Origin of the sequence: Alteromonas sp. Mac1 (assembly GCF_001562125.1) — a bacterium.
GTDB lineage: Bacteria > Pseudomonadota > Gammaproteobacteria > Enterobacterales > Alteromonadaceae > Alteromonas > Alteromonas stellipolaris.
Genome location: NZ_CP013932.1, coordinates 558,454 through 582,138 on the forward strand (window position 1 = coordinate 558,454; position 23,685 = coordinate 582,138).

The 23,685-nt window shown below is 44.3% G+C and carries 23 protein-coding genes and 2 tRNA genes; 19 read left to right on the forward strand and 6 right to left on the reverse strand.

Annotated elements, in window-relative coordinates:
- Nucleotides 1-4: 4 nt before the first annotated feature.
- On the forward strand, nucleotides 5-1,105 hold the full coding sequence (locus tag AV939_RS02270) for a murein hydrolase activator EnvC family protein (protein WP_377895516.1): 1,101 nt from the start codon (nucleotides 5-7) through the stop codon (nucleotides 1,103-1,105).
- A 143-nt stretch (nucleotides 1,106-1,248) separates the two neighbouring features.
- Here the strand turns inward: AV939_RS02270 and AV939_RS02275 are convergent, their stop codons facing one another.
- Nucleotides 1,249-1,584 (reverse strand): hypothetical protein, encoded by a 336-nt coding sequence (locus AV939_RS02275; protein WP_057794306.1) that lies wholly within the window; start codon nucleotides 1,582-1,584, stop codon nucleotides 1,249-1,251.
- 325 nt (nucleotides 1,585-1,909) lie between these two features.
- On the opposite strand from AV939_RS02275, the gene AV939_RS02280 reads away from it, so the two are divergent.
- Together AV939_RS02280 and AV939_RS02285 are read left to right on the forward strand one after the other, a co-directional pair.
- On the forward strand, nucleotides 1,910-2,710 hold the full coding sequence (locus AV939_RS02280) for a divergent polysaccharide deacetylase family protein (RefSeq protein ID WP_231751155.1): 801 nt from the start codon (nucleotides 1,910-1,912) through the stop codon (nucleotides 2,708-2,710).
- A gap of 301 nt (nucleotides 2,711-3,011) precedes the next feature.
- Nucleotides 3,012-3,440 (forward strand): MerC domain-containing protein, encoded by a 429-nt coding sequence (locus AV939_RS02285; RefSeq protein WP_057794303.1) that lies wholly within the window; start codon nucleotides 3,012-3,014, stop codon nucleotides 3,438-3,440.
- A gap of 66 nt (nucleotides 3,441-3,506) precedes the next feature.
- Here the strand turns inward: AV939_RS02285 and AV939_RS02290 are convergent, their stop codons facing one another.
- The 4 genes from AV939_RS02290 to rsgA form a co-directional block, all read right to left on the reverse strand.
- The gene (locus AV939_RS02290) at nucleotides 3,507-4,196 is read right to left on the reverse strand and encodes a glycerophosphodiester phosphodiesterase (protein ID WP_057794301.1); all 690 of its coding nucleotides are present in this window, start codon (nucleotides 4,194-4,196) and stop codon (nucleotides 3,507-3,509) included.
- Nucleotides 4,197-5,081, reverse strand: a complete 885-nt coding sequence (locus AV939_RS02295) for a DMT family transporter (protein ID WP_057794299.1) — start codon at nucleotides 5,079-5,081, stop codon at nucleotides 4,197-4,199. It lies immediately after the preceding gene.
- A 3-nt stretch (nucleotides 5,082-5,084) separates the two neighbouring features.
- Nucleotides 5,085-6,023 carry an archaetidylserine decarboxylase gene (gene asd / locus AV939_RS02300; protein WP_057794296.1) on the reverse strand — a complete coding sequence of 313 codons (939 nt, stop codon included), beginning with the start codon at nucleotides 6,021-6,023 and terminating at the stop codon, nucleotides 5,085-5,087.
- 168 nt (nucleotides 6,024-6,191) lie between these two features.
- Nucleotides 6,192-7,238 (reverse strand): small ribosomal subunit biogenesis GTPase RsgA, encoded by a 1,047-nt coding sequence (gene rsgA / locus AV939_RS02305; RefSeq protein WP_057794294.1) that lies wholly within the window; start codon nucleotides 7,236-7,238, stop codon nucleotides 6,192-6,194.
- Between the two features lie 84 nt (nucleotides 7,239-7,322).
- Here rsgA and orn point away from each other — a divergent pair, with 84 nt between their 5' ends.
- The 9 genes from orn to ilvN all read left to right on the forward strand — a co-directional run bounded on the left by orn (nucleotide 7,323) and on the right by ilvN (nucleotide 16,862).
- Nucleotides 7,323-7,868 (forward strand): oligoribonuclease, encoded by a 546-nt coding sequence (gene orn / locus AV939_RS02310; protein WP_057794292.1) that lies wholly within the window; start codon nucleotides 7,323-7,325, stop codon nucleotides 7,866-7,868.
- A gap of 104 nt (nucleotides 7,869-7,972) precedes the next feature.
- Nucleotides 7,973-8,048 (forward strand) — tRNA-Gly (locus tag AV939_RS02315).
- A gap of 67 nt (nucleotides 8,049-8,115) precedes the next feature.
- A tRNA-Gly gene (locus tag AV939_RS02320) sits at nucleotides 8,116-8,191 on the forward strand.
- A gap of 827 nt (nucleotides 8,192-9,018) precedes the next feature.
- Complete coding sequence (locus tag AV939_RS02325) at nucleotides 9,019-11,493, forward strand: TonB-dependent receptor (protein ID WP_057794290.1); 2,475 nt, start codon at nucleotides 9,019-9,021, stop codon at nucleotides 11,491-11,493.
- Between the two features lie 141 nt (nucleotides 11,494-11,634).
- The gene (locus AV939_RS02330; protein WP_057794287.1) at nucleotides 11,635-13,233 is read left to right on the forward strand and encodes a sulfotransferase family protein; all 1,599 of its coding nucleotides are present in this window, start codon (nucleotides 11,635-11,637) and stop codon (nucleotides 13,231-13,233) included.
- A gap of 75 nt (nucleotides 13,234-13,308) precedes the next feature.
- Nucleotides 13,309-13,803: a DUF4442 domain-containing protein gene (locus AV939_RS02335; protein ID WP_057794285.1), complete on the forward strand. Its 495-nt coding sequence runs from the start codon at nucleotides 13,309-13,311 to the stop codon at nucleotides 13,801-13,803.
- 260 nt (nucleotides 13,804-14,063) lie between these two features.
- On the forward strand, nucleotides 14,064-14,444 hold the full coding sequence (maoP, locus tag AV939_RS02340) for a DUF413 domain-containing protein (protein ID WP_057794283.1): 381 nt from the start codon (nucleotides 14,064-14,066) through the stop codon (nucleotides 14,442-14,444).
- A gap of 202 nt (nucleotides 14,445-14,646) precedes the next feature.
- Nucleotides 14,647-16,365, forward strand: a complete 1,719-nt coding sequence (locus AV939_RS02345; protein ID WP_057794281.1) for an acetolactate synthase 3 large subunit — start codon at nucleotides 14,647-14,649, stop codon at nucleotides 16,363-16,365.
- Nucleotides 16,365-16,862, forward strand: coding sequence for an acetolactate synthase small subunit (gene ilvN, locus AV939_RS02350; protein WP_013785617.1), 498 nt, complete (start codon nucleotides 16,365-16,367; stop codon nucleotides 16,860-16,862). Before AV939_RS02345 ends, ilvN begins: the two co-directional genes overlap by 1 nt.
- Nucleotides 16,863-16,916: 54 nt before the next feature.
- On the opposite strand, the gene AV939_RS02355 is transcribed toward ilvN, so the two are convergent.
- Entirely contained in the window at nucleotides 16,917-17,876 is a 960-nt protein-coding gene (locus AV939_RS02355) for a hypothetical protein (protein ID WP_057794279.1), read from the reverse strand.
- A gap of 179 nt (nucleotides 17,877-18,055) precedes the next feature.
- Here AV939_RS02355 and tatA point away from each other — a divergent pair, with 179 nt between their 5' ends.
- Genes tatA through hemB form a run of 7 tightly spaced genes read left to right on the forward strand, consistent with a single transcriptional unit; the run spans nucleotide 18,056 to nucleotide 23,597 of the window.
- On the forward strand, nucleotides 18,056-18,304 hold the full coding sequence (gene tatA, locus AV939_RS02360; protein WP_057794277.1) for a Sec-independent protein translocase subunit TatA: 249 nt from the start codon (nucleotides 18,056-18,058) through the stop codon (nucleotides 18,302-18,304).
- Complete coding sequence (tatB, locus tag AV939_RS02365) at nucleotides 18,304-18,603, forward strand: Sec-independent protein translocase protein TatB (protein WP_013785614.1); 300 nt, start codon at nucleotides 18,304-18,306, stop codon at nucleotides 18,601-18,603. The genes tatA and tatB overlap by 1 nt, the downstream gene beginning before the upstream one ends.
- Nucleotides 18,604-19,359 (forward strand): twin-arginine translocase subunit TatC, encoded by a 756-nt coding sequence (gene tatC, locus AV939_RS02370; protein ID WP_057794275.1) that lies wholly within the window; start codon nucleotides 18,604-18,606, stop codon nucleotides 19,357-19,359.
- 26 nt (nucleotides 19,360-19,385) lie between these two features.
- Nucleotides 19,386-19,919 (forward strand): hypothetical protein, encoded by a 534-nt coding sequence (locus AV939_RS02375; RefSeq protein ID WP_057794273.1) that lies wholly within the window; start codon nucleotides 19,386-19,388, stop codon nucleotides 19,917-19,919.
- A gap of 1 nt (nucleotide 19,920) precedes the next feature.
- Entirely contained in the window at nucleotides 19,921-20,700 is a 780-nt protein-coding gene (locus AV939_RS02380) for a TatD family hydrolase (RefSeq protein ID WP_057794271.1), read from the forward strand.
- Nucleotides 20,701-20,705: 5 nt separating this feature from the next.
- Nucleotides 20,706-22,595: a sensor domain-containing diguanylate cyclase gene (locus AV939_RS02385; RefSeq protein WP_057796400.1), complete on the forward strand. Its 1,890-nt coding sequence runs from the start codon at nucleotides 20,706-20,708 to the stop codon at nucleotides 22,593-22,595.
- Nucleotides 22,596-22,598: 3 nt separating this feature from the next.
- Nucleotides 22,599-23,597 (forward strand): porphobilinogen synthase, encoded by a 999-nt coding sequence (gene hemB / locus AV939_RS02390; protein WP_057794269.1) that lies wholly within the window; start codon nucleotides 22,599-22,601, stop codon nucleotides 23,595-23,597.
- Nucleotides 23,598-23,685 lie beyond the last annotated feature (88 nt).

Below are 23,685 nucleotides of genomic sequence, written 5' to 3' on the forward strand. Positions count from 1 at the left end.
CGGCATGGGCATTGTCTCATCCACCGTGGCGGCGCAAGATGTTAGCCAAGAGAAGCTGGCAGAACTGCAAGTTGAATTAAGAGCGCGTCAGCAGGTTTTAGAAAATAACAAAGCTAGCGCACAAGAACTTGAGCAAGTACTCAAGCGCTCAGAGCTTGAAATAGCGAAAGTGGCAAAAGCCTTGGCGCAAAACAAACAGCAATTAAATAGTGTGTTAGCGGAAGAAGAAGCGCTTGTTGAAGAGCAAGAAGGCTTAAAAGAAGCCATTCGCCAGCAACAGTCTTTACTTTCAAGTCAGTTGAAAAGTGCCTTTATGGCAGGGCATTACGACTACGCTAAAATGTTATTCTACCAAGAAGATGCCCGTAATTTCGAACGGGTCATTACGTACTATAAGTATTTGGCAAAAGCCCGTCAGCAAGAAATTACTCGATTCAGAGACAATGTAGCTCGCCTTGAAGCGGTAACCGAAGAACTGGCTGAAAAAGCGGAATCTCTGCTCGCCCTTCGCAAGACACAAGAAAGTCAGCGCGGCGTGTTGTTAACTCGCCAAGACGATAGAAAGCAAACCTTAGCCAAACTTAATAAAACTATCGCCAGTGAAAGCGGACGTATTGCCACCTTGCAGGCAAATGAAAAAGCGCTACTAGACGCTATTGAAGCCGCCCGTATTGCCGCCGAGCGGGCTGCGGCTAGAGCCAAGGTATCGTTGGATGGGTTAGCCAAATTAAAGGGGAAGTTGCTAGTGCCTGTTGAAGGTCACATTCGTAAACTCTTTGGCAACCGCAGACAAGGACAAGTGCGCTGGAAAGGCATTATTATTGATGGTTCTGAAGGCGAGGCCGTTAAAAGCGTGGCATCGGGCAAAGTACTTTATGCTGACTGGCTTCGCGGGTTTGGTTTAGTGGCCATTGTAGATCATGGCGAAGGTTACATGAGTGTTTACGGGCACAACCAAGCATTGTTGAAACAAGCTGGTGACGATATTCTTTCTGGTGAAAGTATTGCTTTGGTAGGAAGAAGCGGCGGACAAGATTACCCTAATTTGTATTTTGAAATACGCCATAAGGGAAAAGCGTTAAATCCCACCGCTTGGTTTAATTGATTTCGTAACTACTAGAGCTTGTCTTTACTTATCGCACCGACTCAAGCTCGTCTTTTGATGTACGCAAAAAACGCAAGCCAAAGCGAATCCAGAGCTTATTCAAAAGCGCAGTGATAAAAGTTAAACCTCAATGCCCGAACGGATTATACCGTTATTGAAAAAGTGGAATTGTCAGGTAAGTTCGACGCTTCTTGTTGTTGTGGAGGAGGCGGTGGTTTGCCGATACCCGCTAATTCGGCAATATTTTTACCTTCAAAGCCTGCACTGTTTAACGCGGTATTCAACGACTTACTTGGCTCGATACCTGCCTCTTTGAATTGCTCTACAATGGAAGCCGCATCTTCGCTTGATAAGTTTTCTGGATCGTAAGATGACAAGATAGCGCTGACAGATTCTTTTTGTGTATCACTAAGTGCTTGGCCTTCAGGGCGAGGCGGCATGCCAGCTTGAATAGCTGAGCTGTTTACAGAAGAAATCATAATTACTCCACAATAAATAGTATACGTTGTAACCTTATCGACTATTAAAGCTGAAATTGAGCCACTTGGTCACTCTTTACGCAACCTTTACACACTAAGAAGGGCTTAGCAGTGCTTGTTTCCTTTTTGTAAATTGGTATGCTGCACTAATGCTGGTTCAGTGAAACCAAGATGCATTCACACTTTTTTATCTGGCTTGGCTTCTATCTTAATTAGCCTAGTTGTTAGTATCAGCAGTGCGCGTGGAAATAATAAAATCAATAATGGAAGTGAATAAACGTAGATGAAGGTGCTTTGGCGTCTGTGTATTTTATCGTTAATGATAATGACGAGTTTTACGAGTCATGCTGCTGCGTCAGCGACTATCCCGGTAAAGCCTCGCGTTATTATAATTCTTGATGATCTGGGGTACAGAAAGTCAGATATGGCGGCCTTTGCGCTTCCCAGTGAAGTTACCTTTTCCATTTTACCGCAAACCCCTCTTGCACAAACTATTTCACGTAAAGCCGAGCAACAAGGCCGCGCGGTCATGTTACACATGCCAATGCAATCAACCAGTGGCAAAGCCATGGGCCCGCTAGGTTTATCTACCGATATGTATCCTGCTGCCATTACTCATACGCTAAGAGCAGCACTTAAAAGTGTGCCAAATGCGGTGGGGGTTAATAATCACATGGGTAGTGCATTTACGGTTAAAGAACCCGCCATGCAGACCATTATGGAAGAGATAAAGCGCCAAGGGCTTTTCTTTGTAGATAGTAGAACCAGTGTAAATACCACAGCGCAACAAGTTGCAGATAGAGTGGGGGTGCCTAACGCGAGCCGGCAAGTGTTCCTTGATAATGACCGCTCGGTAGCATCACTTAATAAGCAGTTTGAATACACAAAACGATTAGCTAAACGAAATGGCACCGTTGTGGTTATTGCACACCCCTATCCAGAAACCATTACCTTTTTAGCACACACTTTGCCTAGCCTCGTTAACGAGGGAATTGCTTTGGCATCGGTAAATGATTACTTCGCGGAAGCGGCAGATACTTCCACTGGTGTCTCTAATAGCAGCTTGGCAAAAGGAGTTCATCGAAAGCCGCTGTCAGAGTCTGAAGCGGCTGCGCCTAATGAATAGCCCTTGTTAGTTTCATTGAAGTAATTAGCTCTACTTCTTTCCCTTTCTCCGTGATCAGCGCGTCAATAGTATTACCTTTAACAATCAGTCGCTTACCAGATTAAATATTCACATATGATATTTTGTTCTGTTAAAGATTGAAAATATCATAGGGGAAAGTTTCGCATTCCCCTTAAAATGTTATATTATAACGTCTCTGGCAGAGTTACTCTGCGGTTACAGTGCGCGTGCAGCTATTGTTCTGACTAAAGCGTGTACAGTGACGAGTTTTAAAGTTTTTGATGTTACAAAGGTACAGTAAATGAATCCGGTAGAAGACAATCCGACAAAATTAGACAGACTTGGCATTTGGGTGTCGAGCTTGTGTGCGTTGCATTGCCTAGCGTTGCCTGTTGTTGTGCCTTTATTACCACTTATTGGTTCTTCGTTTTTTGCACAAGTTTGGTTTGAGCGGACCATATTAACCATTTCGTTAATTATTGGTGCGGTTGCACTTATCGGCGGGGCCACTCGCTATCACGGTCGTTATTATCCGTTGGCATTGTTGTTTACCGGTGGTGCAATTTACTGGAACAAGAACATGTTTGGTGAAGCCTACGAACCGTTCACCATCGCTGTGGGAGCCTTACTTATTGTGGCAGGGCATTGGGTTAACATGCGTTTATGCCGTCAATGTAAGTGCTGTAAAGAAACGGTATTTTCTAATCACTTATCTACCGAAGTAGAATAGTCTAAATTCCTCGTTAATTTTCTGACGTAAATTTTTTCTAAACCAAAAGCACAAAGTTTTAGCTTCTTAATTAAGAACTTGCTTTGCTATGTTGGGCACGTTGGTAAAAATACCGGTTACACCCCAAAGCTTCAATTGAAGCATATCTTCTGGCTCGTCTACCGTATAAACATACACATCCAATCCTGCCTGTTTCGCCGTATTCACAAAATCAGCATTCACCACATCTAATGCAATATTAATAGATTTCGCTTTAAGCTGGCGGGCGCAGTGCGTAGCATCAAGCGCGTAGGTAGCGGTTAATGCGCCAATAGCCACCTGTGGCCATAATGCGCTTATCGCAGCTAACCAATGATGATTAAACGAAGAGATAAGCAATGTATTCGAGTTTACTTGTGCATCTTCCACGGCCTGTTTTACATCTTTCACCCAGGTTTCAGCATTACGTAAGTGTTTTACTTCGATATTGCAAAGCGCTCCATTAGGCAAGGTGGTTAGCACCTCTTCCAAGGTAGGGATAACTTCACCTTCTCCGGCGTCTAGCTGCTTTAACATAGCCAGTGGAGTTTGTAATAACAACCCTGAACCGTTTGTAGTGCGCCCTAGGGTTTTATCGTGAAACACCACAATGGCGTCATCATGCTGGTAGGTGTCGAACTCTATTCCATCAGATTGCTGCTCGAAGGCTAGCGTGAATGCTTTAAGGGTGTTTTCAGGTGCAAGGGTACTTGCGCCCCTGTGAGCAATAATAAGCATTTAGTCACTGTCCTTGTCTGATTTACCGTGCAGCTTATGGGTATTAAGCGTTTCGTAAATAGAGGCAGAAGTAATAAGAATACCGCCCAAAAGCGTGCTGCCACTGGGGTTTTCATCTAAAAGCAATACGGCAAGAATAACCCCGTAGAAAGGCTGCATACAGGCAATGAGTGAAAAGGTTTTTGCTCGCAAATGACGTAAACTTGCTGCAATTAATGCATGAGGTAACGCGGTAAAAACAGTACCTAATAGCAGAAGCATTAACCATGCACTCATCGGGGCACGTACAATTTCATTACTACCGCTAGGAAGCAAGAAAATAGCAATGACTAAAGTTTGCCACGCCATAGCTTTAGCGCCACTGTATTGTTTAAAGTGTTTTCGATGAATTATGTTTCTGAACGCGTAAAGCACCGCAGAGCCCACGCCAATAAGTACGCCTAAGGTAATGTCATTATCCAGTGACGTTTCAGGCACAATAAAATATACACCCGCAATAACCGTTAGCGCAGATACAATGTCTTGCCATACCAGGCTTACTTTTTCGAAGAACGGCTCTATCAGTACGGTAATCACTGGAAAAGTGAATAGCGCAATCATACCCACCGACACACTAGAGTATTGCATCGCCGCGAAGTAGGTTACCCAGTGAAGGGCCATCAAAATACCTAGCCCTATGGCTATTAGATAATCTTTGCGGCTTGCCAGCGTCAAATTTTCACTAGAAAACTTAAGAAAAAGAAATAACGCGATACAGGCAAATACCGATCGCATTAGTGTGATATCACTGGCACTGAGGGGCACTAAATGTGAAAAAAGCGCGGTACCGCCCAATAAGACAACGGTAAAGTGCAGTGATATCAAACTTCGTTTTACTGCATTCATAAACTAGCTTGTTGTCGCTTGCGTGCCTAAATCAGCGCCTGAGTTATCGCCTAAATCAACGCCCGCATCAGTATTTACTGGCGCGTTCGCAGCAAAAGCCATTGGTTCACCTAAACGGGTTACTTGCCCAGGTGCTAATGCATCAAAATCAATCATGTCTTTTTCGAAACATACCACAATGGTAGAGCCCAACTTAAAGCGACCTAGCTCGTCGCCCTTCGCAAGGTGTACGCTTGCTTCGGTATCTTTCTCGTAAGTCCAGTGTTGTACATTTTTACCTGTAGGTGGCGACACAGTACCAGCCCAAACGGTTTCTATACTGGCAACAATCGTAGCGCCAACCAGTACCATAGCCATTTTGCCTACGGGTGTATCGAATAGCGCCACAACACGCTCATTACGGGCAAACAAGCTTGGAATATTTTGAGCGGTAAGTGGGTTTACTGAGAATAACTCGCCAGGCACATACACCATGTCGGTAAGCGTACCCTCTACCGGCATATGAATGCGGTGGTAGTCTCGAGGGGCTAAATAAATGGTAGCAAATTTTCCGTCTTTAAATGGAGCCGCTAAATCTGGCTTTCCGCCTAATAGGCTGGTAAGGCTAAAATCGTGCCCCTTAGCTTGAAATATACTGTCAGCTTCAATGTCGCCAAATTGACTTACCGTGCCATCTACCGCTTGAATTAACACATCTTCTCGTGGGTCAATGGTGCGAACTTCAGGCTTTAATGGGCGAGTGAAGAAGGCGTTGAAACTGCGGTAATGGGCAGGATCTGAATGCAAAGCCTCGCTCATATCAACATTATATTGCTTGATGAAAAGCTTGATAAGAAACGTAGTGAAACCACCAAGCTCTGCTGCCGCTAATTTGCCTACTAGGCGTGACAACAAATGTTTAGGGGTAATGTATTGTAAGTTTATTTTAAGCCAGTCCAGCACGAAAGCTCTCCATTAAAAAGACAGGTTAATTGTACCCTAACTTATATGCGCGTAAGTAACTTTAAGATTATGTATGCTACAAACTTGGAATAAGCCAGAAGGGGTGGGCTTGTTGAAGTAGTGTCAATATTCTGTTTCAACAAGCCAAACAAAGCGTAAAAATGCGCCTTATGCGCCAGGCGGTTGGCTGTGGCTCGGGCGCTGCTCGTCCATGGTAGTTAGTATTTTGTGGTAGCTAGCAAAACGCTCGGCATTAATTTTTCCTTCGTCTACAGCCTCCCGAAGAATACAGCCAGGATCGTTAAGGTGTTTACAGTCACGGAACTTACACCCGCCTAAGTAATCTCTAAATTCGATAAAGCCCCAGGTAATTCGTTCGGTAGGAATGTGCCATAAGCCAAACTCACGGACGCCAGGGGAATCAATTAAATCGCCGCCAGCCGGTAAATGCAGTAGCTTGGCTGCGGTAGTGGTGTGTTGGCCTAAGCCTGAGTTATCTGATACTTCACCGGTAAGTATGTCAGCACCAGGCAAAACTTGATTAATTAAACTAGATTTACCTACACCCGATTGACCTACGAAAACACTGACGTTGTTATCAAGATAGGCATTAAGCTCATCAATACCTTCACCGGTTTTACAGCTGGTGAAAAGTACGTCATAACCTAAGTCGGTATAAACCTTTAATTGCTCATTAATGGTTTCTCTTTCACTTTGTGAAAGCAGCTCCACTTTGTTTAAAACAATAAACGGCGTAATACCAATGTCTTCACAGGCCACTAAATAGCGATCGATAATGTGAGTAGATAATGAAGGCAGGGTAGCGCTTACCACAATAATTTTATCGATATTAGCGGCAATGGGCTTTATACCATCGTAAAAGTCGGGGCGGGTAAGTACTGAATGGCGGTCATTAACAATTTCAATTACACCACGCACACTGCCAGAGTCGGCATCGTCGCCTTTACTAAAAAGCACTTTATCGCCACATACCACAGAGTCAACCGTACGGCGGATATGACACCGTGACACATTGCCTTCGGCGTCTTCAACATCTGCATGTTTACCAAAGCGACCCGTCACCACGCCGCTTATCAGTTGGCTTTCATCTAGCGATGATTGCTTATTGTCACCATGCTTATCTTGCAACCGTTTACTTCTATTGGCTGCGACTTGGCGTTTCTGTCTGTGTGTAAGTTTTGGTTTTTTCGCCACGATTCTTTTCTAGTTCACGTATACTGCGCTTATAATAACGTTTGTAGGGCATGGTTGCCATGCCTCAGTACTAAGAGGAAGCCGATGACAAAGCACGACAGTAATTTAGTGTGGATTGATATGGAGATGACAGGACTCGATCCAGAGACTTGTGTGGTGATGGAAATTGCCACCATAGTGACAGATGCACAGCTAAATGTGCTTGCTGAAGGCCCCGTCATTGCGGTGCATCAGCCTGATGACGTACTTGATAATATGGACGAGTGGTGTACGCGGGTACACGGTGAAACTGGGCTTACTGCGCGTTGTCGTGCGAGTACGATAAATGAAGCTGAAGCCGCCCGTCAAACCATGGCATTCTTGGCTGACTATGTTGATGCAGGCAAGTCGCCTTTGTGCGGTAACACCATAGGTCAAGATAGACGCTTTATGGTGAAGTACATGCCAGAACTAGAAGAATACTTTCACTATCGCAGTATTGATGTGAGCAGCGTAAAAGAGCTAATTAAGCGATGGAAGCCGGAAGTATTAGACGGATTTGATAAAAAGGGTGTTCACCTTGCCCTTGATGATATTCGCGAGTCTATTGAAGAAATGCGCTACTACCGTGAGAAAGTGTTCACGATTTAAGCGGTAAGGGGGCGTTTGTACAAAAAAATCCAATTAATGGTTGCCAAATAAAAATATTTTTGTACAATGCGCACCACTTCAAAACGAAGTGCCTTTTTTTGTATGCGGGAATAGCTCAGTTGGTAGAGCACGACCTTGCCAAGGTCGGGGTCGCGAGTTCGAATCTCGTTTCCCGCTCCAAAAAACTTAGTGTGAATTGAAAAGTTTAGACTATACCAATCTTCAGATGCAAAAGCATCGACTCTATGCGGGAATAGCTCAGTTGGTAGAGCACGACCTTGCCAAGGTCGGGGTCGCGAGTTCGAATCTCGTTTCCCGCTCCAAATTTTATACTTCAAATTACGTTAGCACCATATCAGATTGATTAAAACGACCCCTATGTGGCCGCGACCGGTTCCCGGCGAGCAACAAATCTCGTTTCCCGCTCCAAATTTTATACTTCAAATTACGTTAGCACCATATCAGATTGAATAAAGCGACCCCTATGTGGCCGCGACCGGTTCCCGGCGAGCAACAAATCTCGTTTCCCGCTCCAAATTTTCATATCTTAGTCATCAATTGAAACTATTTTAATTTGATTAATGCGACCCCTGTGGGTCCAGCGAATCTCGGTATAACAAGTGTCAGCCAGTTATCAATTTTATTTCCTACGCAGTAATTCCTAATAGTCGACGGGTTTCTGTTCCTGAAATTGCACCACTATTTAAATTAAGCTTGTTCATTTGTGCCCAGATTGCTAGCAAAAGCGCGTTAGCAAGCTCACAAAAGCGCAGATGAATGTAAATTTCCTTCCGGAATACGTATAAAAAGACCTTAAATTTTGAATGGGTTTTTATTCTTGAGTTATCGCACTTTTTTGGGGCGCGTTTTCACTAATTTGGTGATGCTGGGTAAAACTATCTAAGTATCAATAGTTAAGCTTGCATTAAATGCGGCTATCATTAGCTTTATTTCAAAATTAGTGCATGCATGCGCGATATTAGAGCATATTTATTCAAAAAATATTAAATATTAATGTGTTTTTGCTTTAGAATGCGCGCCGTTTACGGCACAGATTCTGCTACGGATCATGCTGAAAATACTGATGCACGTACCCAATAATAAAATTAATGGGTACTAGATAGAAGCCCCGCCAGGAGAAAACACAAGCATGCATTATAAAGGCAGCACTTTCGGGTACTCTTTGGTTGCCGGCGCTGTATTTACTGCTTTAACCAGCAGTGCAGTTGTCGCCCAAGAAGTTACTGTAGATGAAAAACAAGTAGAAACAATTGAAGTTACTGCAACACGCCGAAGCGGCACTTTGCAGGAAGTTCCAATTAATATCTCCGCCATAACATCGGACGTGTTGGCCCAACAAAATATTGAAGACCTAGACTCAGTAGCACGCTGGGTACCAGGCTTGACCGTCACCGATCAGGGTGGTCGAAATGATTCTCCTATTATCGTGCGTGGCTTGAATACAAACTCATCTGGACCCGGTTCAGATGGCGGCACGGTAGCAACTTACTTTGGCGAAATACCGCTTTTCCTTAACATGCGTTTACTCGATGTAGACCGTGTTGAAGTACTGATTGGGCCACAAGGCACCTTATATGGCGCTGGCACACTTGGTGGTGCCATTCGCTATATTCCAAAAGCAGTTGATTTAGATTTTACCACGGCAGAAATTACCGGTGATGTCTTCACCATGGAAGAGAGTAATTCACTAGGTGGCGAGGGAAGTTTCGTATTCAACGCGCCTATTATTGAAGGTGAGTTGGGTGTTCGTGCATCACTAAACTACTTCAATAACCCTGGTTTTATTGATTACAACTACGTTGTACAAGAAGGTGGGGTTTCACTGCCCGATCCTGATTGGACTGACAGCACTGCCATCAGCGATAACTTACGCCAAGTGGAAGATGCTAACGGTGAAGACACGCTAACAGGCCGAATTGCGGTACGTTGGTTACCCACCGACACCATAGACGCTACGCTTACCTATTTCTTCCAAACACAGGATGTAGAGGGCCGTTCAATCAGCCACTACAATGCGTTGTCTGATGAAAACGGTTTAAGTGCGTTAGTCGGTAAATACGAGTCGGCTTATCGTTATGAAGAGCCGCGTGAAAAAGAAGATTCATTATTAAGCTTAGAAGTAAAAGCCGATCTTGGTTTTGCTGAATTAGTGTCGGCGACGGGCTACTCGAAATTTGAATCAGACGGTCAACGTGACCAAACTGACTTACTTATTCGCTTAGACTACAGCTACGAAGAATTCCCAGCGTTTTCTTCTTACACGGAAGAATTATCGGAACGCTCTACGCTTACCCAAGAAGTTCGCTTAGTGTCGCTAGACGATGGTCCACTATCGTGGATTGTGGGTGGTTTCTATTACGACACTGATAGTGAAGGCACCAGTAAAGAATTTACTCCTAACTTTGACGTGTATGCCATTGAAGTATGGGGCGTTGAAGGTAACTATCGCCCAGATAGCCTTGAATACTTCTCTGCTGACGAAATTGATATTACTGAAAAAGCACTTTTCGGTGAGCTAACTTATGAAATTACCGATAAGTGGGATGCCACTATTGGTTTACGAGCTTATGATTATGAAGTGTCAGCACGCTCGGGCGTAGATTTGCCACTTTATTACTCTGTATTTGAAGGTCGTGCTTCTGATTCTATCGATTTAGAATTAACCGAAGCACCTACTGAAGATGACAGCGGTACGTTATTTAAATTTAATACGAGTTACAAATTCACTAGCGATACCATGGCCTACGCGACAATCAGCGAAGGTTTCCGTATTGGTGGTGCTAATGGTGCACCAGCGTGCCCAGACAACGTTGATGATTTGAATAACCAAATAGTGTGCGCATTACCTGATGAGCAAACTTACGGTGCAGATACTACGACCAACTATGAGCTTGGCGTTAAAACCAACTTCTTCAACAACAAACTTCAGGTTAATACCTCTTTGTTCTATGTTGATTGGGAAGACCCACAAGTTACTGGTGCAACTGTAAATGGTCAGCAAACCATTACGGTTAATGCTGAAGGCGCTGCATCTAAAGGGCTAGAGTTGTCGTTACGTGGTCGCGCAAATGACTACTTAACCATGTATGCCACGTATGCCCATACTAAAGCAGAGCTAACCGCTGATGCGCCATTCTTGTTTACAGCCCAAGGTGAAGCGGGAACTGAACTACAAGATTTTTATGATGGTAAAGACGGGGATCGTCTGCCAGGTTCAGCCGAGCATCAATTTTCATTTGGTATGACTTACAGCCAAGAAGTATTTGGCGATAAAATGCTAGATGTGAACTATGGTATCACTGCACAAAGTGATATCTACACAACGGTTGGTTTACGCCAGGATGGTGAAGCGTTACCAGGTTATGCTATCAGTAACTTGAATGCGCGTATTTCATCTGAAACTTGGTCGGTAACCTTGTACATCGACAACCTGTTCGACAAATATGCATTTGTGTCTACACGACGTAACGTAAGTGATATTGGCGAAGGTGTATACGACAGTGTACTTCAACCAAACGGCACTGAATTAAGCCGTAACTACGGCCATTACATATTGACGCCGCGTACCGTAGGCCTGAAGTTCAACTACAAGTTTGATATGTAGTAGTATTACTTATAGTACTTATTAAAGGCACTCCATGGAGTGCCTTTTTTTCAGGTTTATGATGATTAACGTTAGCAAAAAATATCAACGAAAAAACAATTACCACAAACAGTATTGACGATACCGCTATGACATACAAAAATGATAGATAAACAACAGCATTTCAATGTGGCTACCACAGCCATTAGCAAACGAGACTATACGTCAGCACATAAAGCCTGCGTAGAGGTTATTCAGACCTTTGGCGACGACCCTCATGCTTATTTTCTTTTGGGTATCATCCACATTGAAATAGGGCAAATTAATAAAGCGGTTAAATTATTAGAAAAGTCGAATAGCCTTGAGGCTAGAGCCCTGACTTATGCTTATCTCGCCAAATGCTTTGCACTCACTGGCGATCTTAACCTTGCCCAAGCCGCCGCTAAAAAGGCCCCACCAACGTCCCTGACGCGAGCGCTAGATTTAGATACCGTGGGCGTAGCGTTAAGCAGAGTAGGCGACCATGAAGGTGCGCTTTCTTATTTTAAACGAGCGTTATCTATTGATAACGACAATCCGCAGTTTCATTATAATTATGGCGTGAGTAGTAAGTTCGCCGGTCATTTTGCGCATGCTAGAGAGCATTTCGAACGCGCAATTTCATTAAACCCCAATTTTTATCAGGCACATTTTGCATTATCAGACTTAGGCGGGGTTACGACTGAGAAAAATCATATCGACCGTTTGCTAGTTGCATCACGCACCTGCGAAAAGCATGTGGAAGGGCGGCTACACATTGGCCATGCATTAGCAAAAGAATATGAAGCGTTAGGGCAATATGATAAGGCTTTTGAAGCACTACGGCACGCCAAAGCGCCTAAACAACAAGCCAGCCAAGATGCCTTTGCAGACTACCAAGCGTTATTCGACTATTTACAGCAGCAAGCGCAAAGCGCTATTGAAGGTATTGACGTAGACGCTGATAAAAGCGCGATTGAGCGTATTAAAGCAATAGGGGCACAAGATGATTCGCCAATTTTCGTCATAGGTATGCCCCGCTCTGGCACTACCTTGGTAGAGCGTATTTTAAGTCACCATAGCCAAGTCGCCTCTGGCGGCGAACTACAAGATTTCGGGGTGGCAGTAAAATCGCTGGCTAATACGCCATCACAACATGTTCTTGATTTAGACACCCTCAAAGCGGCCGAAAACCTTAATATGCAAGAAATTGGGGAATGCTACCTAGCGCGAACCGCTTACCTTAAACAAGACGGACAGCGCTTAGTAGATAAGCTGCCGTTTAATTTCTTTTATGTGGATCTTATTCGCCGTGCATTACCGAACGCTAAAATCATTTGTTTGATGCGAGATCCCATGGATACCTGTGTGGGCAACTATCGCCAGCTATTCTCTATTCATAGCCCATACTACGCGTATGCTTATGATTTAAATGTTGTCGGGCGTTTCTACCTGCGATTTAAAAAGGTAATGGAAGCATGGGCGCAGAAATTTCCTGACAACGTGCATATCCAATCTTACGAAGCATTGGCGACCAACCCTACTCAAGAAGTCCCCAAATTACTTTCGTTTTGCAATTTAACCTGGGAAGAACAGTGTCTACATGTAGAGCGAAATACACTGCCAGTTTCTACGGCCAGCAAGGTACAAGTGCGCGAAGCAATAAATACTCGTTCGATAGGGCGCTGGAAACAGTATGGCGACCAAACTGCATCGCTACAAAAATTGTTAGGCCATTGTTAAAATTACTTGCATCCTTTGCGGTGGGAGCATAACCTCACTGGTCTAACCAGAAGAAAGTGTTTCAGAGAGAAGATTATGTCCGTACCAAACCCCCTTCGCAGCTTTGCGAAAAAAGCCAATACCTATCCAACATGGCTACGCCAGCGTATGCTGACGTGGATGTTCCGGTACAAAGTGAAACTAACGGGTACGGTCAGCATCGATATTCTGGAAACCGATTTGAAATCGGTTACTTTCCGTCAGAAAAACTATAAAAAGGCCCAAAACCATATTGGCAGCGTGCATGCTGCGGCAATGGCATTGTTGGCAGAATCGTCAACGGGCTTTGTTGTGGGTGTTAACCTACCTGGTGACAAATTACCGCTTATCAAAGAAATGAATTTTAAATATGTGAAGCGCGCCCAAGGTGATATGCACGCAGTGGCGCACCTTACAGATGAACAAATAGCGTTGATGCAAACTCAAGAAAAAGGTGAGGTGACGGTAGCCGTTAAGGTAACAGATGCCCAAGGTATTGAACCGGTTCTGTGTGAAATGGTTTGGGCTTGGGTGCCGAAAACCAGGAAGTAGTACCTGCCCTACATGCCGTAATCAGAATGCGCGTTAGTACTAAGTGTGCGTTACTTATGTAGCGCGCTTCTCTATCGGTGCATTTTACAGTTTTGTTAAGTTTTCTTTTATCACGTTTTTCTGTTTGACAGCATTGTTGATCCCAACTATCTAATTATCAGTGTAATGAGCCAAGCGGCACAGTCGCGCGGTTAATGGTTCCTCATCGGCAGCAGATGGGGAGTATGATAATAGCTAGACAGGCTGAGATAGGGGGTCATATGACAACGTTATCCAGAGAGAAACTGATTAACCGTCCGTTTGCTGATAAAAAGCATTACCCTTATGGTTTTGCACGCTCCGGTGATTTTTCAATTTCTGAAAGCAAGTTATTGCAAGCCCATGGTAGTTTGTTTGCAGCCTTAGTCGATGGCAAGATTGAACCAAGTTCAGACATTGAAATAAATTATCTTAATGCTGCGTTGGGGCAATGTGAGCCACAAACGCCTCAGGCCAAAGCATGGGTCAAATATCAAACCCGAATCAATCGGCCAAAAGCGGCCAGTATTTATGGTTCTAAGCGTGCTGTAACAGAATATGCAGACGATAATATGGGAATAGATGATAATAGTGACCTTGAAATAGACATTGATGACGATTAGTTGTTAATTTCTTGTGAAGGCTATCCTAATAATAGCTATTAATTTCACCAAATCGAAAGATTCATCCTAATTATCTTGAATATTGGGATATATATCTCACTTTTGTGCGGTTTGGTGTTTTATCTTCCTACTTCCTTCGTTATAGTCCGCTCATCGTCAACATTCGCTGACAATACACCAAACCGATACAGGAGATAGTACTGTGAAAATGATGTCGGGCGCTGCCATGGTGGTAGAAGCGCTAAAAGATGTAGGAGTAACACATGTGTTCGGCTACCCCGGTGGTGCCGTACTAGACATTTATGACGCTTTATATGCGCAAGAAGATGTCGAACATGTCCTCGTACGTCATGAACAGGCAGCCGCTCATATGGCGGATGGTTATGCACGTTCAACAGGCAAAACCGGCACAGTCCTCGTCACCTCAGGCCCAGGTGCAACCAATACCATTACCGGTATTGCTACCGCTTATATGGATTCAATTCCAATGGTTGTGTTGTCAGGCCAAGTTCCTTCAAAGCATATCGGTGAAGATGCTTTCCAAGAAACCGACATGGTGGGGTGTTCTCGCCCTATTGTTAAGCACAGCTTTTTAGTTAAGCGTGCCGTAGATATTCCAGAAGCGATTGCAAAAGCCTATTACATTGCAAACACGGGCCGTCCAGGTCCAGTGGTAGTCGATTTACCTAAAGACATTGTAAATGTTGCTGAAGATCATCCTTATGTGTTCCCAACTGATGTAACCATGCGTTCGTATAACCCAACCGAGCGTGGGCATACTAAGCAAATTAAGAAAGCGGTCGCTTCATTGATGAAAGCCGAACGTCCAGTACTTTATGTTGGTGGCGGTGCGGTTACTTCTGAAGCGTCATCACGTGTTATTGAATTAGCTGAGAAGTTGAATGCACCGGTTACCTGTACGCTTATGGGCTTAGGCGCCATGCCTGGCACACACGAGCAGTTCGTGGGGATGCTAGGTATGCATGGCACACTTGAAGCAAACAAAACCATGCATAATGCCGATTGCATTATTGCCTTAGGGGCACGTTTTGATGACCGCGTTACCAACAACGTAGATAAATTCTGCCCGCATGCCGATATTATTCACGTAGATATTGACCCTGCGTCTATTTCTAAAACCATCAACGCGCATATTCCAGTGGTTGGCTCGGTAGATAAAGTACTCGACCAAATTTTAGAACAGCTGGTTAATAAAGACCTATCTGGTCAAAAAGAAAAGCTAGCCGATTGGTGGCAACAAATTACTCAGTGGCGCTCTCGTGAATGTCTGAACTACGAGCAAGGCGATACGGTAATCAAGCCTCAGCAAGTTATCGAGTCTATTTATAAGCACACCAATGGTGAAGCTTATGTTAGCTCTGACGTAGGTCAGCATCAGATGTTTGCGGCCTTGTATTATCCATTTGATAAGCCTCGCCAGTGGATCAACTCAGGTGGCTTAGGCACCATGGGCTTTGGTTTGCCAGCAGCAATGGGCGTGCAGTTTGCACATCCTGACTCTACTTCTGTAGTGGTAACTGGCGATGGTAGTATTCAAATGAATATTCAAGAGTTGTCTACCTGTTTGCAGTACAACCTGCCGATTAAAATCATTACTTTGAACAACCGAGCGCTAGGCATGGTTCGCCAGTGGCAAGATATGATTTATAAAGGTCGTCACTCGCATTCATACATGGACTCTATGCCAGACTTCGTGAAACTTGCTGAGTCTTATGGCCATGTAGGTATCAAAGTAGATAAATTAGACGAATTAGATGCAGCTATGGAGAAATGTTTCAGTCTTACAGATCGCCTCGTGTTTATGGACATTGCGGTAGACCAAAACGAGCACGTGTATCCAATGCAAATTAAGTTTGGCGCTATGGATGATATGCGCTTAAGTAAGACGGAGCGAACCTGATGAAACGTATTATTTCAGTATTAATGGAAAACGCCCCTGGCGCGTTATCACGTATTGTGGGTGTTTTCTCACAGCGCGGCTACAACGTAGACTCGTTATGTGTAGCACCTACTGACGATGGCAGCTTGTCGCGTCTTACCATCATTACTCATGGTGATGATAAAGTCATTGAGCAGATTACTAAGCAAGTGAATAAGCTTATTGATGTGCTTAAAGTGGTAGACCTTACTGAAGGCACGCATATTGAGCGCGAGTTGATGCTAATTAAAGTGGCTACTCGCACTGAATCAGTACGTGCTGAAGTAAAGCGCAATAGTGATATTTTCCGTGGGCGCATCTTAGATGTTCATGCGAATAACTACACCATTGAAATCACGGGTACTACAGACAAACTAGATGCTTTTGCGGCCACCATGGCTCAATGTGCTGAAGTGATTGAATCATCACGCACCGGCGTGTGTGGTTTAGCACGCGGCGAGCGCGCGTTGCGCCCGTAACAGGTAATCACTAAGTAAGTTTATTGATAATGTACCAAAGGCGAGTAACGAAAGTTACTCGCCTTTTCCGTAATAGGCCTCTAAACGCAGCGCCATACCGTAAGACGGCGAGAAGTCTTCACTTCGAAGCCAGAGTACAAAGGGTTCTACCTCGAAATAAAGCCATTCTCTAATTGGGTTACTACGCCAGCGTAACCCTGTGTAAACCTCTTCTACTTGATAAGTAGGTTTGTTCAACCCTTCCACCATAAAGCTGTAAACCAAGGCATTGTTGTTGTTGATAGGGTACAAGTGTTGTAACTCGTGTCGCCACAACCAGTCGTTACTATTGTCACGAAAATAAAAGCGGTTATTTAACCGAGTAACGTTGTTACTGCCACTAACATGCTGAATTGAGGTGCCTAATTCCGCACCAAATTGGTCACGGGTGTATTGATATATTTCGGTATCGTAAAGCATTGCCCAATGGGAATTAAATGCATAGGCATTACGGTAGCGCGCCTTTACATACAACTGGTCACGCCTGCCTGCACCCACACGAAATGAATAGTGAGAGTTTATATTGGGGCGAAAACGCAGGGAAATGGTTGTATTGTCTTGTCTCCCCAGCGAAGGAGAACGTGCCGCCTTTATAGTATCGCTTTGGGTTTCGTCTTCATTATCACTTAAAAGCAAATCTACGCGGTTTTCGAGGTGGGGGAGTGAAACACGAATACGAAACCTAAGATCGGTTTCTGCGATATCTCGGGTTCTAGGCTCCCAGCTAAGTTGAATTCGACCTTCTGCTTTCGCCTTTTCTATGCTTTGTGAGCCATCGGAAAACAAGCCATCGAACTTACTGACGGTAAAGTCCATAGAATCGGTGAAGCTGCGTTGCCACACATCAAACCATTGCATAGGTTGATGAGATTCGACATTGTTTTGCGCATTATTCACCACCTCGCGCGTAGGAATAGACTGGTTATCACTTTGGTTAGTAAGTAATAAACACAATGAGACAGCTAAACACAACATAACAACCCAAACTCCCTCTATCGATTACGCGGTGAAATGATATCCGTATCAATTAATTACCATCAGGATGCGTGTTGTGATAATAAACGTCAACGATTATTCATCCACGCAAATATTCACGTGAAAGCTAGCGCTTTGGGTGGCATACTGTCCTAACTGTTGTATCGGAGATTATTTTTATGGGCGGTATTGGAATCTGGCAGTTACTTATTATCTTAGTAATTGTAGTTTTACTTTTTGGCACTAAACGTTTGAAAGGGATTGGCACTGATTTAGGTGGCGCAATCAAAGGCTTTAAAAAAGCAGTCACTGATAGCGAACAAGATGCCGATTTCGAGCAGAAGAAGCAGGTAGAAGACACAGACACCGTTAACACCGCTGACACTGTATCAACTAAAACGCAGAGCGACGTTAAAGAAAAATCCTGATGTTTGACATTGGCTTTTGGGAGCTATTGGTAATTGGTGTGATGGCCTTGTTGATACTAGGTCCAGAACGTTTGCCAGGTGCCATGCGGTCCACCATTAACACTATTCGAAGTGTGCGAAATACAGCAACGGGCTTTAAGCAAGAAGTTGAGCATCAGTTGCGCGTGCACGAATTACACGAAAACCTGAAGAAAGCTGAGCAGCAAGGCTTGAAAGATCTCTCGCCAGAGCTTGAACAAAGTGTTGATGAGCTCAAAAAAGCGGCTGAGTCGGTTCAGGAACCATATAAAAAACAGTAAATGTCTGACGCAAACAATTTAATATCTCATTTAATTGAGCTTCGTAGCCGCATCCTAAAAGCACTATTAAGTGTGCTGGTGGTATTTTTGTGTTTGGCGTACTTTTCGCAAGATCTCTATCAATGGCTCGCTTTGCCGTTGCTTGATTCTATGCCAGAAAACGCTAGCATGATTGCCACCGATGTTGCCTCACCTTTTTTCGCACCGTTTAAACTTACGCTGGTGTTGTCATTCTTTATCGCTATTCCCTATGTACTTTATCAAGTATGGGGCTTTGTTGCGCCTGGGCTATATCGCAACGAGAAAAAGCTCGTTGCACCGCTTTTACTCTCAAGTACTTTGTTGTTCTATGCGGGCATGGCCTTTGCGTATTTTGTGGTATTTCCTATCGCGTTTGCGTTCTTTAATAGTGTGGCACCAGAAGGTGTTACGGTCAGTACCGACATCTCTAGTTATCTTAATTTTGTATTGAAACTCTTCTTTGCTTTTGGGGTCTCATTTGAAATTCCCATTGCCATTATCTTACTGTGCTGGACTGGGGTAACTGACGCAAAGTCACTTCGAGCAAAACGCCCTTATGTGGTTGTTGGTGCGTTCGTTGTGGGTATGTTACTTACGCCGCCGGATATTATTTCTCAAACACTCTTAGCTATTCCTATGTGGATATTGTTTGAAATAGGCGTTGTTGTAGGTAGTTTGTATGCGGGGAAAGGCCGCCGAGATAGTGACGAAGAAACTGGCACTGAAATCGAATAATAATTAAGTAAAATAAAGGATTTACCATGAACATACGTGCATTATTACTGTTAGTAAGTATGCTCCCTTTTAGTGCTTTTTTAGCACAGGCAGAAACTGTAGGCGAAGCACTAGCCAAATGTAGCGAAACCAAAAACAGCCTTCAACGTTTAGTGTGTTACGACCGTGTAGAAAAGCAAGTAAACCGCCTCTCAGGTGCGCAGGCAGGTATACCCGTTGCTATGCCTACCAACACACCTGCCGTGGCTTCTGAACGTCGCCGCGAAGCACCAGTAAGCCAAACCCCAGCGCCTAAAGAAGAACAGTTTGGTTTAGAGCACAAAGTAAAAACTGAAACCTTAGCCGATACATTTGCAGGTACAGTAACTAAGATCACGAAAACTGCTCGCGGAAAGTTTATTTTAACCTTCGATAACGGCTCGGTTTGGCAGCAAACTACAGATACGACGTTGAAGGTAAAAGAAGGCGAAACCGTACTAATTGAGCGTGGTTTGTTAGGGGCTTTCTATTTGAAAAAAGAAGGGCTGAACAAACGTATGAAAGTAAAACGTGTAAAATAATATGCCTTGGTTCGACGCTGGCGTTAATCTATTAGATCGCAGATTTGATCCCCACGAGATTATTTCAAATGCAGTGGACGCCGGTGTTTCCAGGCTGTGCATTATTACCACCCACCCTAATGAGTGGGATGCGGCAGCAGCACTTCATCAGCAGTATCCGCAAATTTGCAGCTATACCTTAGGCATACACCCCCATAATGCTAAAGATGTGGTTGAAAGTGACTACGCGCGTCTAAGGAGCATGGCCAACGATGCTGGCGTCGTGGCTGTGGGGGAGTGTGGGCTCGATTTTAATCGCAACTTTTCTCCCCCAGATGTTCAAATAAGTGTGTTCGAAGCTCAGCTAGCGCTGGCGGCAGAATTGAACTTGCCAGTGTATCTTCATGAGCGAGATGCGTTCGAACAACAAGTGGCCTGCCTGCAAAAGGTGCTGCAGTCTCTTAGCGGCGGTATTGCGCACTGTTTTACGGGTGATACAACGCAGCTAAACGCCTATTTAGATATGGGACTGTATATTGGTATTACCGGCTGGGCATGTGATGAAAAGCGCGGAGAGGCCCTTCGTACCGCCATACCCACCATTCCTTTAGATCGTATCATTTTAGAAACGGATGCCCCTTATTTATTCCCGAAAACATTACGCCCAAGAAAACGCAACAATGAACCTGCGCTATTGCCTCATATCGGTGAGCAAATTAGTGAACTAATGCAGGTTGCCCCTGATAAATTACGAGATAGCAGTTATGCTAATACTTGTCGTTTATTTTGTATCAGTGATTAATGGTAATGCGCATAAATCGTCAAGAGGTCCGCAATTACGATCTTTATCTCTTCGTTATTACCGTTGTCGCGGTATCGATTTTTGCGCTTGTTGCACTAAGTGTAGTACCTGAGCGAACCACAAATAGCCGCGTTGCCCAATTAGCTTTTATTAACGATCCCGAGAACCGACTCACCTTCGAAACGATACTCAATAAAGACCCAGGCGCATGGACGCCAGCGGTGTCACCTGTAAATTTAGGCATGAGCAGTGATGTACACTGGTTCTCGTTTGTTGTCACTCCCGATGAGTCCAAAGTGCTGCGTTATCTTTTCGAAATAGACTACGCGTTGCTAGATAGTGTTGATGTTGCGATTTATACGCCGTTATCGAATTCACCCGTTGTGCGTTACCGAGCGGGCGACACTTTAGCATTTCATGTGCGACCTATCGCAAATAATACCCCGCTATTTTCGATCCCTTTAAGTGCAAAACCGCAAACCGTAGTGGTTCGCGTTGAATCTAGCGGTACTATTCGCATGCCTATCGTGGTGTGGGAAGAGAAAGAGTTTATAGAATATGCAGCAAGCCAAAATCTAGCATTAGGTCTGTTTTTCGGTTTCTTATGTGCCATGGTCATAAGCAATATCTTCTTATTTTTTACTACTAAGAACCGCTCGTTTTTATTCTACACCGGCTATGCACTGAGCTTAGGCTTAACCCTCGCCTCATTGCAGGGATTGGGCTACGCATATTTATGGCCCGAGCAGGCGTGGTTTCAGGGTAAGGCGGTACTCATTTTTGGTAATGCGACGATTTTATTTGCTGTACTGTTTTCGCGGCATTTACTGCCTATTGCCGAATTTAGCCCTGTAGTAGATAAAATCTCCAAGGTAGCTGCGTGGGCATTTGGAGCCTGTATTTTCACAAGTACAATATTGCCTTACCCCTTTGCCATAAAGCTCTACTTAGTCATGTTGTCGATAATCGTGTTTGTGGCCATGTTCACAGGTGGTTGGTTATCATTTAAAGGCGTGCCTATTGCCCGATACTTCTCTGTAGCGTGGTTATTTTTATTGTTAAGTGGCTTCATTGTTAGCTTAGATAGCGTGAATATAATCAATTTAGGCATTTCTACGAGCTATTTGCTTATTATTGCTGGTACCGTCGAAACGGTGATTTTAGCCCTTATTTTGGCAATTAATTATAGTCATAGTTACGATGAACTCATTTCTACGCAAGCATTTGCCCTTGAACAAGAAAAACAGGCGAGTAAGGCAAAAGAAGATCTTCTAGAAGTGCAAAAGCGTTATCAAGATGATTTAGAGTACAAAGTTGAAGAACGAACGTTAGAGCTTGAAATTACTTTGCGTGAACTGTCTGAAGTTAACCAAGAATTAGAGCGCCTAACGGCAATCGACCCACTTACTGGGATTAATAATCGTCGTCACTTTGATAAAAAGTTAAAATCAGAAGGCAGACGAAGTCGCCGCGAGCAAACACCTTTGTCTATTGCGGTAATCGATGTGGACCACTTTAAACGTATTAATGATAAATACGGTCATGCTGGCGGAGATGCCTGTTTAATTCATATAACGGGCGTTATGCAAAGTATGCTGCTTCGTTTATCCGATGATTTATGTCGAATAGGTGGGGAAGAATTTGCACTTATCCTACCGAATACCGACAGCGAGGGTGCCTTACATGTTGTTGAGGCAATACGCGAACGTATCGAAAATTCCCCTCTTATGTTTGAGGGAGAGGCAATACACCTAACCATTAGTGCAGGGGTAACCACCAGCATTATCACGGACGAAGAACATGCTGAGGCGCTACTTCGGTTAGCGGATGAGCAGTTGTATGCTGCGAAAGAATCAGGACGAAATAAAGTACTTTTTAAACCGTTTTCAGGATAACTTATGAATGCTTCCTTCCCGGCTCGCCGTATGCGACGCCTACGTGCAAAAGATGCACTGCGAGATTTAGTTGCCGAGCAACGTCTTACGACTAACGATCTTATTTACCCTGTATTCGTGCTTCCTGGCACCGGCCAGCGTGAAGAAGTGCCTTCAATGCCAGGAGTTGAGCGTTTATCTATCGATTTATTATTAGAAGAAACGGCAAAGTGGGTAGCCCTTGGTATTCGTACGCTAGCCCTTTTTCCCGTTACACCCATGTCACTTAAAACCGAGTGTGCTAAAGAAGCGTTCAACCCAGATGGCTTAGCACAAACGGCTATGCGTGCATTAAAAGCACAGTTTCCAGATGTGATGTTAATGTCGGATATTGCATTAGATCCTTTTACGTCTCACGGACAAGATGGCTTGGTGGATGAAGCCGGATACGTGATGAATGATGTGACCATCGAAGTGTTGGTCAAGCAAGCATTGTCGCATGCCGAAGCAGGCGCAGATATTGTTGCACCCTCTGACATGATGGATGGGCGCATTGGCGTTATTCGTGACGCACTTGAGCGGGAGGGATTTATTAACACCTGCATTATGGCGTATTCTGCCAAGTATGCCTCTGCCTATTACGGGCCATTTCGCGACGCTGTCGGCTCTTCAGCGAACATAAAAGGCGGTAACAAGAAAACCTATCAAATGGACCCTGCAAACAGCGATGAGGCTATACACGAAATTGCCTTAGATGTGCAAGAAGGTGCTGATATGGTGATGGTGAAGCCTGGTATGCCTTATTTAGATATTGTTCGTCGTTGTAAAGACGAGCTAAAGGTACCTACCTTTGCTTATCAAGTCAGTGGCGAATATGCCATGCATCAAGCAGCATTTGCGAATGGCTGGTTAAACGAAGAGGCGGTAATTCTAGAGTCGTTACTGGCTTTCAAGCGCGCTGGCGCAGACGGTATTCTTACCTACTTTGCCCCTAAAGCTGCCGCACTTCTCGCAGGCAAATAGCACAGCGGTCATAAAACAAAGAGTAAGCACATAGGCCAACAGGCCAGTTGCTAAAAAAAATGGGATGCTACCTAAAGTCGCATCCCAT

Coding starts and splice junctions, on each gene's coding strand:
- AV939_RS02275 (WP_057794306.1), bottom strand. CDS start 1,584: ATGATTTCTTCTGTAAACAGCTCAGCTATTCAAGCTGGCATGCCGCCT.
- orn (WP_057794292.1), top strand. CDS start 7,323: ATGACAAAGCACGACAGTAATTTAGTGTGGATTGATATGGAGATGACA.
- AV939_RS02330 (WP_057794287.1), top strand. CDS start 11,635: ATGATAGATAAACAACAGCATTTCAATGTGGCTACCACAGCCATTAGC.
- AV939_RS02270 (WP_377895516.1), top strand. CDS start 5: ATGGGCATTGTCTCATCCACCGTGGCGGCGCAAGATGTTAGCCAAGAG.
- AV939_RS02375 (WP_057794273.1), top strand. CDS start 19,386: ATGAACATACGTGCATTATTACTGTTAGTAAGTATGCTCCCTTTTAGT.
- ilvN (WP_013785617.1), top strand. CDS start 16,365: ATGAAACGTATTATTTCAGTATTAATGGAAAACGCCCCTGGCGCGTTA.
- AV939_RS02280 (WP_231751155.1), top strand. CDS start 1,910: ATGACGAGTTTTACGAGTCATGCTGCTGCGTCAGCGACTATCCCGGTA.
- tatC (WP_057794275.1), top strand. CDS start 18,604: ATGTCTGACGCAAACAATTTAATATCTCATTTAATTGAGCTTCGTAGC.
- AV939_RS02285 (WP_057794303.1), top strand. CDS start 3,012: ATGAATCCGGTAGAAGACAATCCGACAAAATTAGACAGACTTGGCATT.
- AV939_RS02295 (WP_057794299.1), bottom strand. CDS start 5,081: ATGAATGCAGTAAAACGAAGTTTGATATCACTGCACTTTACCGTTGTC.
- AV939_RS02355 (WP_057794279.1), bottom strand. CDS start 17,876: ATGTTGTGTTTAGCTGTCTCATTGTGTTTATTACTTACTAACCAAAGT.
- hemB (WP_057794269.1), top strand. CDS start 22,599: ATGAATGCTTCCTTCCCGGCTCGCCGTATGCGACGCCTACGTGCAAAA.
- AV939_RS02325 (WP_057794290.1), top strand. CDS start 9,019: ATGCATTATAAAGGCAGCACTTTCGGGTACTCTTTGGTTGCCGGCGCT.
- AV939_RS02385 (WP_057796400.1), top strand. CDS start 20,706: ATGCGCATAAATCGTCAAGAGGTCCGCAATTACGATCTTTATCTCTTC.
- AV939_RS02290 (WP_057794301.1), bottom strand. CDS start 4,196: ATGCTTATTATTGCTCACAGGGGCGCAAGTACCCTTGCACCTGAAAAC.
- AV939_RS02335 (WP_057794285.1), top strand. CDS start 13,309: ATGTCCGTACCAAACCCCCTTCGCAGCTTTGCGAAAAAAGCCAATACC.
- tatB (WP_013785614.1), top strand. CDS start 18,304: ATGTTTGACATTGGCTTTTGGGAGCTATTGGTAATTGGTGTGATGGCC.
- maoP (WP_057794283.1), top strand. CDS start 14,064: ATGACAACGTTATCCAGAGAGAAACTGATTAACCGTCCGTTTGCTGAT.
- tatA (WP_057794277.1), top strand. CDS start 18,056: ATGGGCGGTATTGGAATCTGGCAGTTACTTATTATCTTAGTAATTGTA.
- AV939_RS02380 (WP_057794271.1), top strand. CDS start 19,921: ATGCCTTGGTTCGACGCTGGCGTTAATCTATTAGATCGCAGATTTGAT.